At 50.4% G+C, this 17982-nt stretch carries 12 protein-coding genes; 7 read left to right on the plus strand and 5 right to left on the minus strand.

The annotated features are described in order from the left end of the window. Positions 1–55 precede the first annotated feature (55 nt). On the minus strand, positions 56–955 hold the full coding sequence (locus tag HHL17_RS27865; RefSeq protein WP_169228102.1) for a Nif3-like dinuclear metal center hexameric protein: 900 nt from the start codon (positions 953–955) through the stop codon (positions 56–58). Positions 956–1223: 268 nt separating this feature from the next. Here HHL17_RS27865 and HHL17_RS27870 point away from each other — a divergent pair, with 268 nt between their 5' ends. The 7 genes from HHL17_RS27870 (at position 1224) to HHL17_RS27900 (ending at position 11114) form a co-directional block, all read left to right on the plus strand. Further along, a complete protein-coding gene (locus tag HHL17_RS27870; RefSeq protein ID WP_169228103.1) occupies positions 1224–1793 on the plus strand; it encodes an RNA polymerase sigma-70 factor in 570 nt (189 codons plus the stop codon). A 217-nt stretch (positions 1794–2010) separates the two neighbouring features. Then, positions 2011–2970: a FecR family protein gene (locus HHL17_RS27875; protein ID WP_169228104.1), complete on the plus strand. Its 960-nt coding sequence runs from the start codon at positions 2011–2013 to the stop codon at positions 2968–2970. A 47-nt stretch (positions 2971–3017) separates the two neighbouring features. After that, positions 3018–6440: a SusC/RagA family TonB-linked outer membrane protein gene (locus HHL17_RS27880; protein ID WP_206156192.1), complete on the plus strand. Its 3423-nt coding sequence runs from the start codon at positions 3018–3020 to the stop codon at positions 6438–6440. Positions 6441–6450: 10 nt separating this feature from the next. After that, entirely contained in the window at positions 6451–7911 is a 1461-nt protein-coding gene (locus HHL17_RS27885) for a SusD/RagB family nutrient-binding outer membrane lipoprotein (RefSeq protein ID WP_169228105.1), read from the plus strand. An 11-nt stretch (positions 7912–7922) separates the two neighbouring features. Continuing rightward, the gene (locus HHL17_RS27890; RefSeq protein ID WP_169228106.1) at positions 7923–9155 is read left to right on the plus strand and encodes an alkaline phosphatase family protein; all 1233 of its coding nucleotides are present in this window, start codon (positions 7923–7925) and stop codon (positions 9153–9155) included. A 132-nt stretch (positions 9156–9287) separates the two neighbouring features. After that, on the plus strand, positions 9288–10232 hold the full coding sequence (locus HHL17_RS27895; protein WP_169228107.1) for an SDR family NAD(P)-dependent oxidoreductase: 945 nt from the start codon (positions 9288–9290) through the stop codon (positions 10230–10232). 9 nt (positions 10233–10241) lie between these two features. After that, positions 10242–11114 carry a helix-turn-helix domain-containing protein gene (locus HHL17_RS27900; protein WP_169228108.1) on the plus strand — a complete coding sequence of 291 codons (873 nt, stop codon included), beginning with the start codon at positions 10242–10244 and terminating at the stop codon, positions 11112–11114. A 2-nt stretch (positions 11115–11116) separates the two neighbouring features. Here HHL17_RS27900 and HHL17_RS27905 read toward each other — a convergent pair whose 3' ends face one another. The 4 genes from HHL17_RS27905 to HHL17_RS27920 all read right to left on the minus strand — a co-directional run bounded on the left by HHL17_RS27905 (position 11117) and on the right by HHL17_RS27920 (position 17941). After that, entirely contained in the window at positions 11117–11548 is a 432-nt protein-coding gene (locus HHL17_RS27905) for an SRPBCC family protein (protein WP_169228109.1), read from the minus strand. A gap of 154 nt (positions 11549–11702) precedes the next feature. Further along, positions 11703–13163, minus strand: a complete 1461-nt coding sequence (locus HHL17_RS27910) for a redoxin domain-containing protein (RefSeq protein ID WP_169228110.1) — start codon at positions 13161–13163, stop codon at positions 11703–11705. Between the two features lie 20 nt (positions 13164–13183). Next, on the minus strand, positions 13184–14614 hold the full coding sequence (locus HHL17_RS27915) for a RagB/SusD family nutrient uptake outer membrane protein (RefSeq protein WP_169228111.1): 1431 nt from the start codon (positions 14612–14614) through the stop codon (positions 13184–13186). Between the two features lie 12 nt (positions 14615–14626). Next, complete coding sequence (locus HHL17_RS27920; RefSeq protein ID WP_169228112.1) at positions 14627–17941, minus strand: TonB-dependent receptor; 3315 nt, start codon at positions 17939–17941, stop codon at positions 14627–14629. Between the last annotated feature and the right edge of the window lie 41 nt (positions 17942–17982).

The raw sequence follows: 17982 nt of genomic DNA on the forward strand, positions 1-17982 counted from the left end.
TTAACCTTAGTTTGCCTTCAGCCACACTGCGATGTAGCTGAAGGCAAACTTGTTTTCAGGCAAAAGATAAGGAGTGGCCCGGATGAACATGTGTGGCCTTTACTTTGGGGAAATGTTGTTTCATCCAGTCGATCATAAACACAGAACCTGGCTCCTCGCTGGCGATATGCCCCAATACGATCAACGAGAGGTTATCTCCTTTGGCGCGGGCATCGCGCACATATTCAGCCGTTTCCCATTCTGAGATTTCACCGCAGCACACCACATCCGGTTTATACTTCCCGATAGCTTCTATCTGTGTCTTGCCACCGTAGGCGCCCGGCAGCACCAGGATTTTCTGGCAGCGCTGTTGCAGGTCGCCCACATACCGCATAGCAGCCACCCCCAGTTTCTTTTTGAAGAACGTTATCAGGCTGTTCAGCGACTGCGGGGCGGAGAGGTGATACACCGGTTGATCTTTTACCGCAAACTGCTGCCAGCCTAATGTGTCTTCCAGCCCTTTGCTGACCCCGTCGGGATGTATGGAGTGCACATAATCATGATTGCGCCATACCACGATCCCATGTTTTTCCAGCAGGTCTTTTTTATATTGATAGACATCATCTTGTTGCAGCCAGCTGACATCATCGAGGTGATTATAAAATGTAGGCTCATGGGCGATGATAAAATTGGCTTTCAGATCGATCGCTTTTCTGATGACTTCAATAGTGGCGAACATCGTGGTGACCACGCCGGTCACTTTTGTATCGCGGGAACCAGCTTTCAGGGTATCTACTGTGCCGGGGATAGCGCCGGAAGGGATTTGTGCAATAAAAGCATCGATGATCTGTCCAACGGTAGGGGTTTCCTCCGTAAAGGCCCAGCCTTTCAGGGGGCTGCCGGCCAATACCGCCGATCCGGCGAGGACAGCGCCGGAAGACAGGAACATTCTCCGGCTGATTCCAGTTGATTTCATAAGTCTGTTGTTTGGACTGAAAATAGCCAAAAAATGCCGCCAAACAAAGCTCCCAGGTTGAGAAGACCATGGCCACAAGATAAAAATAGGTCTGATAAATTTTTCCCGGCAGATTATACTTTTTTATACTAACTTGATCCCCGGTTAATGCTCCAAAAGCCAGGAAGCACCGAAAAATCACCAGAATCACAGTGGACGTTTTTTGAGTTTTTATTGATCCTTAATATTCCGGTAATAAATAGTTCTGATTTTTGTACCTCATATCGTCATGAGTCAATTAGGAGTGGAATGTATATCTAAAATAAAAGATGGGGATGCTACCGCGTTTCAGGAGTTGTTCTATGCCTACAAGGACGCACTTTTCGGGTATGCCTGTAAGTTATGCCGCTCGCCGGAAATGGCCGAAGAGGCTGTGCAGGAGGTGTTCATGAAAGTCTGGATCAACCGGCAACAGCTCGACCCTTCCCTTTCTATCCGGGCCTATCTGCATACGGCCGTCAGGCATTGTATTTTCAATATTCTGAAGAAAGCCGCGCTGGATGAAGATCTCCGGCAATCTATATTCCACCACCAGCCTGTTGCCGCCAATACTACCGAGGACGCCGTCTACGCCGCCGACCTGCAGCGGGTGAAAAGCAGGGTGCTGGACATGCTGCCCCCGCAGCGTAAACTCATATTCTGCCTCAGCCGTATCGAAGGTCTCTCCCACGAAGAAATAGCCCTCCGCCTGGGCATCTCCAAAAATACCGTCAAAGACCAGATCGTAAAAGCCAGCCGTTTCCTGCGCCAGCAGTTGGAGTATTTGGCTATTTGGGTATTTGTTTATTTTCTTATTTGATTTACGGATTTTGAAATTTTTTGATTTTGGAATTTGTTGGACCTTTTATTAAAATGACTCCCAAATATCTAAATCAAAAAATTTCAAAATCCGTAAATCAAATAGCCAAATAAAAAAAAAAAAATAAATTTCCCAATCGGATCGTCCTTTCCTTTTTTTCAATTGTATCATATAATAAAGCATACCGATGTACCCGGACCCGGCATATATAAGAGCGTTGTTTATTAAGCATGCGAATGGTTCTATTACTCCACAGGAAACAGCCGAGCTGATCGCGTTTCTTCAGCAGGAAGATAATGAAGACCTGTTACCGCTGCCCGGGGAGATAGATGACATACCGGCTCCCACTATGGATGCAGCGGCTACCGCACGGGTATTTCAGCAGCTTTCCGCTGTAACGTCTCCGGTAGCACCACCGGCACGGCGCCGTACTCTATTGCGCAGGGTCATTACCGTTAGCGCTGCCGCAGCGGCCGTGGCCGCAGCAGTGGTGCTGCTGTTCCATCCCGACCGGCAAAAGCCTGTACTGGCATCAGTATCCACCGGTTACGGCAGTATGAAAAAAGTAACGCTGCCTGATGGTACGACCGTTACCCTGAATGCCAATTCCATGCTGCAATACGACAGCACCGGCTGGCAACCAGGCTCCCGGGAAGTGTGGATAAACGGTCAGGCTTTCTTTGATGTGGCCCCCGATGCTGCCGGAAAATTTATGGTGCATGCGGGCAACAAACTCACCATACAGGTACTGGGTACCCGCTTTAATGTGGCCGCCCGGACAAAAGGTATACAAGTGGTGCTGAACAGCGGCAAAGTAAAAGTAGGCTTGCCCGATAACAGCAACGAACATACGCTGGTGCTGCTGCCAGGGGAAATGGCATACTATAATTCCGGTGATGGCCAACTGTCAAGACAACAGGCCGACACGTTGCAGCTGACCTCCTGGAAAGACAATCAGAAAGTCTTCCGGGACGCCACACTGGCTGACATAGCCGCCTTTATTGAAGAACAATTTGGAGCAGAGGTGACCTTCGCTGCACCACAACTGTCGCATTTACAATTTACCGGCACCACGCCCGCCAACGATTTGGACGTGCTGCTGAATATTCTTACCAAATCACTTGATATCAGGATCGATAAACACAACAACCAGGTAATGATTATGCTGGCCAGGTGATCATTACCGCCTAAACGAACCCGGGATTTTTATTAAAACGCATTATCATGCAACGAAAACTACTTATACATCATAAGGTAGTAGGGATCTTATTGTGCCTGATGCCCGCTGTGCCATTTACTACGCAAGCCCAGGACATCATGGCCAAAGGAACCGTCAGACAACATGCACGCGAAACATACCTGTTGTCTGAGGTATTCCCTGTACTGGAAAATACACATAAAGTCAAATTCAGCTACAACAGCGCCATTCTCGCTGGTAAGTCAGTCAGTGCACAGGCGTTCAGAAAAATGGAACAGGCTGACATCACTACCGGGCTGCCTGCCTTGCTGCACCCTTACGGCCTCACCTGTGAACCGATACAGGGCAACTACTACGCGGTAAAAGTGCTGCCCTTTACCGGTCACGCCCAAACGCAGATTACGGTAAAAGGCACTGTCACCGATGCCAAAGATAACAGCCCGTTACCCGGCGTCATCATCTCCATAAAAGGAAAAACAAAAGGTGCCAACTCCAACGAAACAGGCCACTATAGCCTCGCCGGCGTGGAAGAGGGCGATGTGCTGCGCTTTTCCCTGGTAGGTTACAAATCACAGGAAATACCGGTGAACGGTCGTGCACAGATAGACATCGCCTTACAGCAGGACGTAGCCGGACTGAGTGAGGTGGTGGTGACCGCCCTCGGTATCCAGAAAGAAAAGAAATCACTGGGCTATGCGGTACAAACCGTAAAAGGCGATAACATGACCAAAGCCCGGGAACCCAACCTGATCGGCTCCCTCACTGGTCGTGTGGCCGGCCTCGTGATACGCAACTCCACCGATATGTTCCGCGACGCCACCATCCAGCTGCGCGGACAGAAACCACTGATCGTGATCGATGGTATCCCCGATCAGACGGCCGATATGTGGAAAGTAAATCCCGATGACGTGGAAAGCATCAACGTGCTCAAAGGCACTTCCGCCTCCGCATTGTACGGCTCCATCGGCCAGTTCGGCGCATTGATGATCACCACCAAAAGAGGCAAAGGCAAAGAGCTGTCGGTTGACTTCAACTCCTCCACCATGTTCCAGCCTTCTTTCATCCGCATCCCTGATGTGCAGACCACCTACGGTAACGGCGCCAAAGGCAAATACGCCTATGTAGACGGCTCCGGCGGCGGTACCGAAGGCTCCGGCTGGATATGGGGCCCCAAGCTGGACCAGAAAGATCCCAGCACCCCGAGCGGCTACTGGGAAACACCACAATATAACAGCCCGGTAGACCCGGCCACCGGTAAACTGGTGCCACTGCCCTTCGTGTCCCGCGGAAAAAGCAACGTACGCAACTTCTTCCGGACAGGTGTCATCTCCACCAATAGCCTGAGCATCACCCAGTCCAGCGACAAAGGCAATTTCAGGGCTTCTGCATCGCACATCTATCAACTGGGCGTTGTACCCAATACACAACTCAACAACAGTTCTTTCAGCATCGCCGGTAACTATAATCTCACCGACAGGCTGAATGTAGATGCCCGTATCACCTACAACCGGCAGTATTCCGACAACTATCCAACTATCGGTTACGGCCCTACGAACTACCTGTACAACCTCGTATTGTGGACCGGTTCCGATGTGGATATCCGCGACCTGCGCAACTACTGGGAGCCGGGCAAGGAAAAACTGCAGCAACGAAACTATAACACCTCCTGGTACAACAACCCTTATTTCCAGGCGTATGAACTGCTGACCGGTTATTATAAGAACAACACTTTCGGCTCTATGACGCTGGATTATAAGATCAACCGGGATTTCAGCGTGAAGCTGCGGTCCGGCATCAACGCATTCGGCCTGAATGAAGATACAAAGGAGCCAGCCAGCTATATCGGTTACAGCAGCAAGTCCAGAGGTAACTATGTTGCCCGCTCCCAAAACTACTTCGACATTGTAACAGACCTGATTGGCCGCTATGAGCATGCTTTCAGCAAAAACTTTGCGGTACATGCCGAAGTAGGCGGTTCCAATTACTACCGCAACGACAAATACCAGCGCAGCACTACCGATGGTCTGACCATCCCCGGTTTTTATAACCTCTCCAATTCCGCCAATCCCATCCTGGGCAACAACTTCATCGAAGAAAGAAGGACCAGCAGCATCTATGGTTTTGTGGATATGGAATTTATGCACGCTTTTTATGTGTCGCTTACCGGTCGTAATGACAAGATCTCTACTCTGCCTATCAACAACAACTCCTTCTTCTATCCTTCCGTATCAGGGTCTGTGGTGTTATCAGAGCTGGTAAAGATGCCGAAATGGGTATCCTATCTGAAAGCCAGGGGCTCCTGGTCGCAGGTATCCAGTGGCGTACTGGCCACCGTGGCCAACGATTATACCTATTCCCACCTGTCTACCTACGACAAGGGCATCAAATGGAATGGCGTTCCTTCGCTGAACTTCAGCGACATGCTGCGTAATCCCAACATACATCCGCAGACCACCGGCGCCTGGGAAGCCGGCGTGGAGACCAAGCTGTTTGACAATCGTTTAGGCCTTGACGTTACTTACTACCGTGCCCGCGACTACAACAACATCGTGAAACTGCCGGTAGCCATCAGCAGCGGTTACGGTTCCTACCTGGTGAACGGCAACGAGTTCCTCCGTACCGGCTGGGAATTCATGCTTATCGGAACGCCTGTACGCAATACTGATTTCCGTTGGGACGTCATGGTGAACTTCAGTAAATACAAAAGGGTATTACAGGAGATTTATGGCGGCGCCTCCGAACTGGACAAAATCAGGGTTGGCGAGCGCATGGACAGGATATTTGACAATGTGTATGAACACGACCCATCGGGTAACATCGTATATGAAAGCAACGGTTTCCCGAAGAGTGACCCATATAAGCGCTACATCGGCAATTCCGATCCTGACTGGACTTACGGCATGGAAAACACTTTCAGGTACAAACAGTTTACCCTGCGTTTCCTCGTAGATGGCCGTATCGGCGGACTGATGTACTCCATGACCAACGCCAAAATGTGGTGGGGCGGTACCCATCCCGGTACAGTCAATCCCTTCAGGGATGACGCCAACGCCGGCAAAAACACCTACGTAGGCCCTGGCGTGATCGTTACTTCCGGAGATATCCAATACGATGCAGACGGCAATATCATCTCCGACAGCCGGAAGTTTGCCCCCAATACCAAAGCGGTGAACTATATCGACTATATGATCAACACCAGCAACAACGCCAACACCAACAACAACTACTACTCCCAAACCTTCCTGAAGCTGCGTGAAGTGAACTTCACCTGGCAGCTGCCCGGAAAATGGATGCGCAGGACGTTTATCAGAGACGCTTCGCTGTCGCTCGTTGGCCGTAACCTGTTGTTGTTCTCCAAATTACCCAACGTTGATCCGGACACAGGGAAAGATGAACTGCAGACACCATCCTCCCGCAGCATGGGCTTCAACCTGAATTTAAAGTTCTAATCACTGAATCATGCGTACATCATCAATTATCATATTTTGTTTACTGGCAACGGCTTTCAGCAGTTGCAAGAAGTTTGAGTACTTCCAGACAGACCCGAATAAACCCACCCAGGCCACGCCTGAACTACTGCTGACGAACATAGAAACCGCCGCCTTTAACGACATCAGCACCTCGGGGGCTTTTGCCTCCCGCTACCTGGTCAATACAGACGGAATAGATTCATATCAGTATTACAACTGGCAGCGGTCCGGTTTCAACGACTTCGGCAATCTCCGTCAGGTAGTGAAGATGGAAGAAGAAGCTACCAGGATCAATCAGCCCGTTTACCTGGCGCTGAGCAAATTTTTCCGTGCCTGGTTTTTTATGAAGCTGACGCTGGCCTTCGGCGATGTGCCTTACAGCGAGGCGCTGAAAGGGTCATCAGAAATGTTCACGCCGGCATACGACCGGCAGGAAGATATCTTCCTGAATATCCTCAATGACCTCAAAGCCGCCGGCGATCAACTCGTCGCGGCTGATGGTGATATCCGGGGCGATGTGATTTACGGCGGTAAAAAAGAACAATGGAAACGCCTGATCAACAGCTTCTCCCTGCGGATATTAATGAGCCTGTCGCAGAAAGAAGGCAATGCCAAACTGAAAGTGAAGGAACGGTTTGCCGAAATTGTGAACAATCCGTCCAAGTATCCGCTGCTGAGTGGCAGCGCCGACAACGGGCAGCTGGTGTTCGCGGACTTGCAGGACAACCGTTATCCGTACTACAATAACAACAGCATGCAAACAGCCTTCTACCTGGAAGAGAATTTTGTGGACCTGTTGAAACAGTACAAAGATCCCCGGTTGTTCCGTTTTGCGCAGAAAGCCACCAAATATGCCGGGCTGCCGGACAACGACTTTAACGCATACGGCGGGGCCAAAGGCAGCGCCACCATCGACGAAAACAACAGTCGTGTAGTGAACGGTGAAGTGTCCAAGATTGCCAAACGGTACTACAACGACCCGGTAAATGAGCCCAGCGTGGTGCTGGGATACCCGGAACTTCAGTTTGTGCTGGCTGAAGCCGTGATCCGTGGCTGGATCAGCGGCGATGCCACCGATTATTACAAAAAAGGTATACAAGCTTCCATGGAATTTTGTAAAATAGCACCCGCTGATATTACGGCTTACCTTGCACAACCATCTTTGCAACTGGTACCGGGGAAAGAGCTGGAAGGTATTTTTAACCAGAAGTATATCAGTTTCTTTATGAATTCCGGCTGGCAGGTGTTCTATGAACAGCGCCGTACAGGATTGCCGGTATTCGATGTTTCCGGCAACGGGGTGCTGAACAATAAAAAGGTGCCCAAACGCTGGATGTATCCTGACACTGAGCTGAATCTCAACAGGCAGCACGTGAGCGATGCCATCACCCGGCAATATCCGCAGGGCGACAACATCAACGGTATCATGTGGTTGCTCGTAAAAGAATAAAAATGTAGTCCATGTTAAAAGCATTTATCTTTTCCGTCGTTACTTTCTCCTGCACCACGCTGATGGTACAGGCACAGCAAAAGAAAGCCCTGTTTATTATTGTAGATGGTATCCCCGCAGATGTCATCGAAAAACAGCCAACGCCTCATCTGCATAACATCGCTAAAGCAGGCGGCTACACCCGCGCTTATGTAGGCGGTGAGAAAGATGGTTATTCCCAGACACCCACCATCTCCGCAGTAGGCTATAACAGCCTGCTTACCGGTACCTGGGTGAACAAACACAACGTATGGGATAACGATATCGCCGCACAGAACTACAGCTACGGCAGTATCTTCCGCTTTTTCAAGCAGGCATACCCGCAGAAGAAAACCGCTGTCTTCTCCTCCTGGCTCGATAACCGCACCAAACTGGTAGGTGACGGCCTGCCACAAACCGGTAACCTGAAAATAGATTACCATGTAGACGGCCTGGAGAAAGATACCGCCCGCTTCCCGCATGATAAAGACAGCTGGTACATGCACCTGATCGATGAAGCCGTGGTGGACAGCGCCGCTGACTACATCCGTAAACAGGCGCCGGACCTGTCATGGGTATACCTCGAATATACCGATGACATGGGACATCGTTACGGCGACAGTGAGAAGTTCTACGCCGCCATCAACATGATGGATGACCAGGTAGGCCGCATCTGGAATGCGCTTGAATACCGCCGTAAAAACTTCGGCGAAGACTGGCAGCTGTTCATTACCACAGACCATGGCCGTACCGCCAGCAATGGCAAAGGTCACGGCGGACAGTCAGACCGCGAACGTACCACCTGGATGGTCACCAATGCCAAAGGCCTGAATGACTACTTCAAAACCGGTCAGCCTGGCATCGTGGACATCCTGCCTACAATGGCCCGTTTCCTGCAGATCAACATCCCGCAGGCAGATGCCCGCGAACTGGACGGCGCACCGCTGACAGGCAAAGTATCCCTGACACAGCCCGGCGCCACACTGGACAACGGTGCATTGCATCTTACCTGGAAAGCCCGCGAAAAGAAAGGTAATGTGAAAGTATGGGTTACCACCACCAACAACTTCAAAACCGGTGGACAGGACACCTACAAACTGCTGGGCGAAGTGCCGCTACAGCAGGAACACGCGGAAATAAGCGTAAAAGACATGCCCTCCGGATTTTACAAAGTCGTCATGGAAGGACCGGATAATACGGTCAACCGATGGGTAGGAAAACAATAATCAATATTTTCAGCAACGGGTGTCTTTTCAGGCACCCGTTGTTTTTTTTAGCTGTTTCTCATAAGCATTGGTTTGATTCCCACAATTTTTCCGTTTCCCCACCTCCTAATTTTGTGGTATCAATCTTATCGAATGGAAACCATGCAACAACCCATCCACTCCCCTTTCAATGCAGAGAGCACCGCCGCGGCGGTGACAGCGGGCCATGATTTAAACGGAAAAACAGCGATCGTTACCGGAGGGAATTCGGGGATTGGACTGGAAATAGTCAAAGTATTAGCCAATGCAGGCGCGCAGGTAATAATCGGTGCCCGGGATGCGGGCAAAGCCACGGATGCACTGCAACAGCTTCACAACGTTTCATTTATTCCACTGGACCTGTCTGACCCGGTTAGTGTAAACCGCTTCGCGGAGCAGTTTCTTGCTGAACATCACAACCTCGATTATCTGTTCAATAATGCAGGACTATTCAATGTTCCATCGCTTCAACTGGACAAACGGGGTTATGAGCTGCAATTCGGAGTCAACCATCTCGGCCACTTTCAGTTGACCGGCCGGCTATGGCCGGCGTTGAAACGGTCCGGCGCCGCAAGGGTTATCAACACCTCTTCCATCGGGCACCGGCACATGGCATTGCAACCTGAAGACATCAATTTTGAGCAACATTCTTATGATACAAGGAAAGCTTATGGACAGTCCAAGACCGCCAATGTGCTGTTTACCATTGCGCTGGACCATATCGGGCAGCAGCATGGCATCAGGGCCTATGCAGTACATCCCGGCGCTGTAGATACCGCTATTTTCCGGTATATGAGCCCGGAAGAGTACCGGACATGGTCACAAGCCATCAAGACATTTAAAACGCCGGAGCAGGGCGCAGCGACGCTTGCCTGGTGTGCGCTTAGCCCTCAGCTGGCCGGCATCGGAGGGGTTTATTGTGAAAACTGCAACATCGCTGAGCGTGTGCCCGCTGACGTTACCGTGCCATATGGCGTCCGTCCGCATGCGCTTGATCCCGTACAGGCCGCTACCTTGTGGCAATTGAGCGAGCGTATCACAGGTGTCAGATTTTCGTAACTTAGATACATGAAGTCATATGAACATATCGAACAGTTTTTCACCAGGAGAAATCAACCGTATTCCAATTTACAGGACTTCTATGTTTTTTATGTGGGAGATGATCACCCAGGCCTTCCTTCGCCTTTCATCCGGCGTAACTATTACAAAATTTCGCTGATACTGGAAGGCGAAGTCCGGATAACCTATGCAGACCGCACTATCACGGTAAAGGACAAAGCCATCCTGTTCAGCAATCCGATGATCCCCTATTCCTGGGAACGTGTTTCCGATAAGCTGCGCTACTACTTCTGTTTGTTTACCGACTCGTTTCTGTATAACCTGGCGGCATCCACCGTCTTCAATATCCGCGGTGATCATGTACTGCTTCCCGATGAAGCTACCGCGGAGAAATTAACATTCATCTTTGAAATGATGATCAAAGAGCAGGAAGGGCACTATCAACAAAAGAATGATGTGATCAGGCATTATATTCAGTTGTTGCACCATGAAGCCGTGAAGATAACACCTCCTACCACCTGGCAGCCGCATAACTCCGCCAACAGGATCACCACGCTGTTCCTGGAACTGCTGGCCAAGCAATGCGCCATTACAACGGTACATGAGCAGGTACAGCTAAAGACCGCAGCAGCTTTCGCAACGCAACTGTCTGTACATGTGAACTACCTGAACAGAGCAGTCAAATCCGTTACCGGTAAAACTACCACGCAGGTGATCGCAGACCACCTCCTGAAGGAAGCCAAAACCTTGCTGCGCGCCACCAGCTGGAGTATTGGCGAGATCGCGTACTGCCTGGGCTTTGGACATCCTTCCAACTTCACTGTTTTTTTCCGTAAAATGAGCGGGCAAAATCCACATGACTTCCGGGGAACAAATCAATAGGTCTATTCAAATTTACTCTGGTCCGGATAAGCTTGTCCCTTCCCGGTTTGACATAACCGTTTCAGGCTTCTTAAAAACATGGCCCAGTCGTACGTGCAAACCGCATAGGTCGGTGAATAGTCTTTCCATCCGTCATGATGAAAGAACAACGTCGTGCCGTCTTTATGCGGCTCCAGGTCGAAAGTAATTGTAGTCCCGACCCATTCATCCACCGCCTTCAAACACTCCCATTTCACTTGTTTGGAAGGTTCCAGCACCGCCACTTTCATCTCTTTAAAATAATCTCCAAAAGCAAAGCGGGCAATGCTGCCTGTTTCAGGTTTTGCAATAGTGTCGGGCGTCCACCAGCCGGCCAGTCCTTCCTGTGTGGAAAGCGCTTTGTAAACTACCTCGGGAGAGGTTTTAATCACCAATCTGTGCCAAATATTGACCATTGTTATAGTTTTTATTGAATAACAAATTTAATAGCTAGTTGTTTGTCACGGGAGGCGTAAAAAAGACATTCTTACGGGGCGATTGTGACATATTACAAAAGCCCGGGAAATCCCGGGCCTTCGTAAGCAGACTATTATTGCATCATCCAAAAAATCACTGATTCGCCAGTGTCACCATCGCGGACACTTCCGCCACGGCCGCATCATCTCCGCCGCTGAACCCGGTGAACCGGAAACGGATATCACCTTTCCCGTCAATGACGAACTTAGTGGGAATACCCTGTACTTTATAGCTGTCCACCACTTTATTGATACCGGTAGCCGGGTCTTTCAGGTCCATCAGTACCTGGAAAGGATAACTATTGCCGGTGATGAACTTCTTAGCACTTGCGGCAGCGTTTTCTTCTTTTTCCCACGTGTGCACAAACAGGAACTTTACATTCGGATCGTTTTTATATTTCTCCATGGCTTTTTTCATGGCCGGGAATGACGCCTTGCAGGGACCGCACCAGGTAGCCCAGAAGTCGAGCACGACGGTTTTTCCTTTATAATCAGACAATGACACGGTATTGCCGTCTACATCTTTCAGTGTGAATCCCGGCGCCGGTTCTTTGATGATCTGTTTGGCGAATTCTTTCTTCATCTTATCATCGAGACCGCCTTTCAGGGAATCGATATATTTCTCCAGCTGATTATCACCACGCACCTTTGCGTAAGCTTCCGCCAGCAAACCCCTGTTTCCTACATTCAGCTGGCCTTGTGCGGCTACCTCGCTGAGGCGCGTGAAAGCCTGCTGATAGTCGCCCTTGGCGAGGAGCACTTTAGCGTACATTTCGTTCACCTGTGGGCGAACGGGTGTTTCCGCCTGTTCCGCGCGTTTCAGGTACACCAGTGCGGAATCGTATTCTTTGTCATTGAACAACAGCTGCGCGTAGGAGCTGAGATAACCGGGATAACCTATTGCAGCAAAACCGGCGCCTTCCTCGTTTTTGCGGGTAGTCCTGAATTCATAGGCATCTTCGATGGCCTTTTTATACAACACTTTGGCTTCAGCCGTATGACCATGTTTGAGGATCCGTTCAGCGGTGCCAACCCACCCCTGCCCTTTCCAAAAAGGCGACACGATACTGTTGGCATATTCCAGCGCTTTAGGCAGATTGTCAGCCTGGGCATAGGCGCCACCAACGCTATTAGCGGCGTAATCATAGATGATCACGTCTTTGTTCTGTTTATCCTGCGGGAACTTTTTGAGCCATGCTTTATAGAGCGCTTCTTTCTTCACCGGATCGTTTTCATCATAGATGACCTGTACCGCTTTATTACGTGCCGCAAAACCGGCAGGAAAATGTTCAGCGGCTATCTTTTGAATAGAATCACCCACGTTGTTTTTCTTCAGCTGGTAGAAGAAACGGGCGGCGGTGAGCCAGTCTGCTTCTTTTTTGCTTTTGGTCAATGTATACATTTTATCCGTCAGCAGTGCTTTATCTGTTTCGTCACCTTTGGCAAGACGGCTATAGTAGCGCATCAGCGAGTCGGGGCTGATCTTCGCCTGACCGCTTGACTGACCGGCGGCCAGCAGGCAGCCGCCGAGCAGGATTGGAAATACTTTCTTCATATAACAGGGTTGGTTTTATGTTAATTATTATATCCGGGATTTTGTGTCAGTGCCGGGTTGGACACACGTTGCGCATCCGGGATAGGATACAGCACATCTGTGCTCGTCCAGGTACCTGGGCGCATGCCACCTATAACTTCATCGGCACGGGTTTTACCGCCTCCGGAGATAGCTGGCGTACGTTTCAGGTCAAACCAGCGATGACCCCATTCGCCAAACAGTTCCGCCTTTCTCTCTTTTTCGATGGCGAGCAACAGGTTGGCTTGCGTAATACTGTTGTCCAGGCCAGGAAGACCAGCTTTGTCCCGAATAGCATTTACATCGGCAATGGCACCGGCGAGGTTGCCCAGCTGTGCCCGTGCTTCCGCCCTGATCAGGTATTGTTCTGCGAGTCGCAGCATTACGTTGAATTCATTACCCATAGTAGCGCCAGTGGCAAGCACCCGCATTTTGTATTTGGTAATGACTTTATAGTTCTGTCCACCGATATCTGTGGCCACCACCCAGCTGGTTTTGCGTTTATCCCCTGCTTCAAGGGAATTATACAGTGTATCCGTCAACGTTACTGCCGGGATGGTGCCTGGGGCAGCAGCGTAACTGCCTCCATTGGCATCACGGTTAGTAGTATACGTGGAAATACCGGTAAGCGTGGCCAACTGCCAGATCACCTCATTGCTGGTATTACTGAAAGTGGTGTTCAGGTCTTTATTAAGGCTGTATATCCCGGAGTTGATCACGGCATTGGCTGCTGCTTCTGCTTTGGCCCAGTCTTTCTGGTACAGGTAAGCCCTTGCCAGTAAGGCATTGGCCGTCTGCCGGTTAATCCTCGTTCTCAGCGTGGAGGGATAGGCATCCGTCAATAAGCCCTGCGCTTCCGTCAAATCGGTGATGATCTGCGTCCACACCTGTGAAGCGCCTGCCCGTGCCAGCGTGGCGTTGCCCAACGGATCATCTTTCAGTGGCAGCGGCACATCGCTGAACATATTCACGAGATAACCATACACAAAAGCTCTCCACACTTTCGTTTCTCCCAGTAACTGATTTTTGACAGCCGTAGAAAGCGCCGTACTGCGGTTGACACCCTCCATCATAGCATTAGCCTGCGCCACGGTGGTGTAACTATAGGCCCACAACGTAGATGCGACACTGTTAGTGACCGTAATACTGTTGGTTTTAAATTCATCGAAGGAAGGGCTGGAAACATTGTTCTGCAGCTCGTTTGCGGAAAGACCGGGCATTTCACTTAATGGAAATAACAAATCCCGTATGGCGGAAGTGTTATAGATACCCAACACGGCACTCGTAGCTGTAGCTTCAGAGGCAAATGCCTGGTCCAGGCCTACCTGCGTGGTAGGCGGCCCGATCTCTACCAGCTTTCTGCAGGAGGAAAAAACACTGCCTGCCAGTATCACGGACAACATCACTTTTTTATGGATATTAAAAGACAACATAACAATCAGATTTTAGAATGAACAGTTAACACCAAACACAATAGTTCTCAACGGCGGCATGGCGATCATGCCCGTACCCAGGCCCGGAGGGCCTCCGGGAACACTGGTCTCCGGATCATAGATGTATTTGTTTTTCATCCAGGTGAAGAGGTTCTGCCCTTCTGCATATACTTTCAGGTTAGCGATGTTCGCTTTCTTCAGCCACATCTTCGGGAAGGAATAACTAAGGGAAGCGGAACGCAGTTTCAGGTAACTGGCATCTCCCCATAAGGCAGTGGAACTGCCATACTGCGTATAACCGAGATAGACAGGCGTACCGGGAGTAGTACTGGCAGCAGGATAAGTGGCAATATCACCGGGCTGCCGCCACCTGTCGAGCAGGGAAGTGTTCTGGTTGTTCCGGCTGCTCCCTAACGGCGTGCTGATAGTATTGGTACTGCCCTTTCGGTGGTGGAACTGTAAGAAGAAGCTGAAATCCCAGTTTTTGTAGGAAAAGGTATTGTTGATACCGCCGAAATAAGGATTGCCCGGAGGGATGATCTGCCGGTCATTGTTAAAGTCGATCGATCCGTCGTTGTTCAGATCAGCATATTGCGGGATGCCCGTTTTAGGATCATAGCCGGTATAGAGATATTTCCTGACAACATCTATCGGTTGACCAATCAAATAACTGCTGGCATAAAAAGATTTCTCAATGCCGGGGAAATCTACCAGCTTATTGCGGTAGAAGGTCACGTTGAAAGCCGTTGTCCATCCGAAATTCCAGGCTTTCAGGTTGAGCGTGGTCAGTTCCAGCTCTACGCCGCTGTTCTGCACCAGCGCAGGCATATTCACCGTGTAACTGTTGTAACCTGACTGGGTAGGTAGTGCAGCAGACAACAACTGGTCGGTGGACCGGTTGCGGTAATAATCTCCGGAAAACTTGATCCGGTCTTGCAGGAAACCCAGTTCCAGCCCAAATTCCAGTTTGCGGGTAGTTTCCCATTTGATACCGGGATTAGGCAATGTGCCACGGGCAAGGGCAGCAGCGCCCTGGTAGGTTCCTGCGGACGACAACAGTGGCAGATAAATATAGTTGGAGATCTGGTCGTTGCCGGTGGTACCGAAGCTGGCACGGAGTTTACCGAAGTTCAGCCAGGGCAGGTTGTCCTGTGCAAACGGTTCTTCGGAGAACAGCCAGGCAGCGCCGACCGCGCCAAAATTACCCATCGCATAGTCCGGCCCGAAGCGGGAAGAGGCGTCGCGGCGGAACGTGACGTTCAACAGGTATTTCCGTTTGTAGTCGTAGTTAATACGACCGAATAGCGACGCAAAACGGTAATCGAAATAAGAACTGGAATTCAACACCATGGTACCTGCACCTACCAAAGAGCCCAGCAGCCCTTCGTTGCTGTAGTTACGGCCATCGATGCTTTGACCGGTGGAGAGGCTGCGCTGATAAGTGCCGCCCACCATGAGATTGAGCCGTCCCTGCTTTCCTTCCATCGTATAGTCGAGCGTAGGCTCTGCGATATAGTTCTGAGAACGTGTATTCGCGAACGTAGCAGACGATTGGGGATTGTTAAGCGGGTTCTGGGTAGATGCCGGCAGCGGGTTCACCTGGTCCAGTGAAGTATTCGTATAGCCGAGGCTCACTTTAAAATTCAGGTCCCTGATGATGGAATAGCGCAGGCTGGCGTTTGTCATCAAATTGCCGGTGGTGCTGGTATAACGGCGTTGCATCAGCGCGATTGGATTACTGAAACCGCTCGACCATACCAGTTTACCGGCGTTATCATACAGCGGCATATTCGGAGGCAGGTTATACATCGAAAGAAGATCTGACCCTGGCAATACCGTTTTATCATTGGAATAGTTGGCCGTGATAGCCGCATAGAATTTATCATTGGCAGAGCGGTGGTCAACAGACAAGCGGCCTGTAAAACGCTGGCTGTTGAAGTCGCCGGGATATACCGTAGTTTCTTTGTGATAGCCGCCGCTGAACAGGAAATGCGTTTTCCCTTCACCACCGGACACCGACGCCTGCGCATCAGTAGAGCGTGCGGTGCCGCCCGCGAGGAGGCGTTGCCAGTCGGTATAAGCGTTCTGGTCCCATACGGTGAGCTCCGGTGCATTCACAGTGGTGGGCGTAACGCCGTCATTTTTAAACGCTTCTTTTCTCAGGTCGAGGTACTGCTGCGTGTTCATCATGGGGATGAAGCGGCTGATCTTTCCCCATCCCGTGTATACGTTTATGTTAGCTTTCGTTTTACCTGACTTTCCTTTTTTGGTGGTGATGAGGATAACACCATTGGCGCCTCTGGCGCCGTAGATGGCCGTTGCGTCCGCATCTTTGAGGATGTCCATCCTTTCAATATCATCGGGATTGATCATACTGAAAGGGCTGATGCCGCCGTTAGCGCCTGTGGTCCCGAGGGAGTTAAGGTTATCCGACGGCGGATAGGAACCGTTGAAATTCGTATAGGGCACGCCATCAATGACGTACAACGGCAGGGTCCCGGAGTTCATAGAGCCCTGGCCACGGATTTGCACTACAGCAGCGCTGCCTGGCAGACCGTTCTGCTGCGTGATCTGCACACCGGGAATGCGCCCTGGTAAAGCGGCCAACGGATTGGATACCGGCTGCGTTTCAATGTCCCTGGCAGTAATACTGCTCACAGATCCAGTGTTCATTCTGCGGGTGGTGGTACCATAGCCGATCACCACAGCTTCATCGAGTGATTTCAACTGTTCGCTCAATACCACATTGAGCATAGTACGACCGTTGACAGCAATCTGTTGTGCTTCATAAGAAAGATAAGACACCACCAGCACAGCATTTACCGGCACCCGGTTGATGACATACTCACCATTGTCATTCGTCATGGCGCCGAAAGGTGTACCGGGTACGACCACAGATACAGCCGGAAGCGGGTTTCCTTTAACATCCGTGACCCTGCCACGGATAGTAATCCCCTCTTCCGCTGCTCCGGACTCTTTGGCTGGCACACTCTTCAGCCGTATGGCAATAAATTTGCCTGACAGCGAATACGTGAATGGTTGGTTATTGAAAAGCATTTTCAGCACGTCATTCAACTCCTGGTTTTCCACCGTTATGCTGACAGGTGCGGCCTGACTAAGCTGGTTCTTTCCATAGATAAAGCTGTATCCCGTTTGTTTTTCGATTTCCCGGAATGCTTTTTCCAGCGGACCGGATTTCATGCTGATGGTCACTTTCTGTGCGAAAATGGGTGTTGTCATCAACAGACAGACTGCCAGCAGGCAAATCCTGCAATAGTTGACTCTCGTTAAAAGGCATAGCGCTTTGAATAGCTTTCTGACAAGCATATCGTTTGGTTGATTTTTGGTAAACAATAAAATACACTCCC

Source organism: Chitinophaga fulva (genome assembly GCF_012927205.1).
In the GTDB taxonomy this organism is placed as follows: domain Bacteria; phylum Bacteroidota; class Bacteroidia; order Chitinophagales; family Chitinophagaceae; genus Chitinophaga; species Chitinophaga fulva.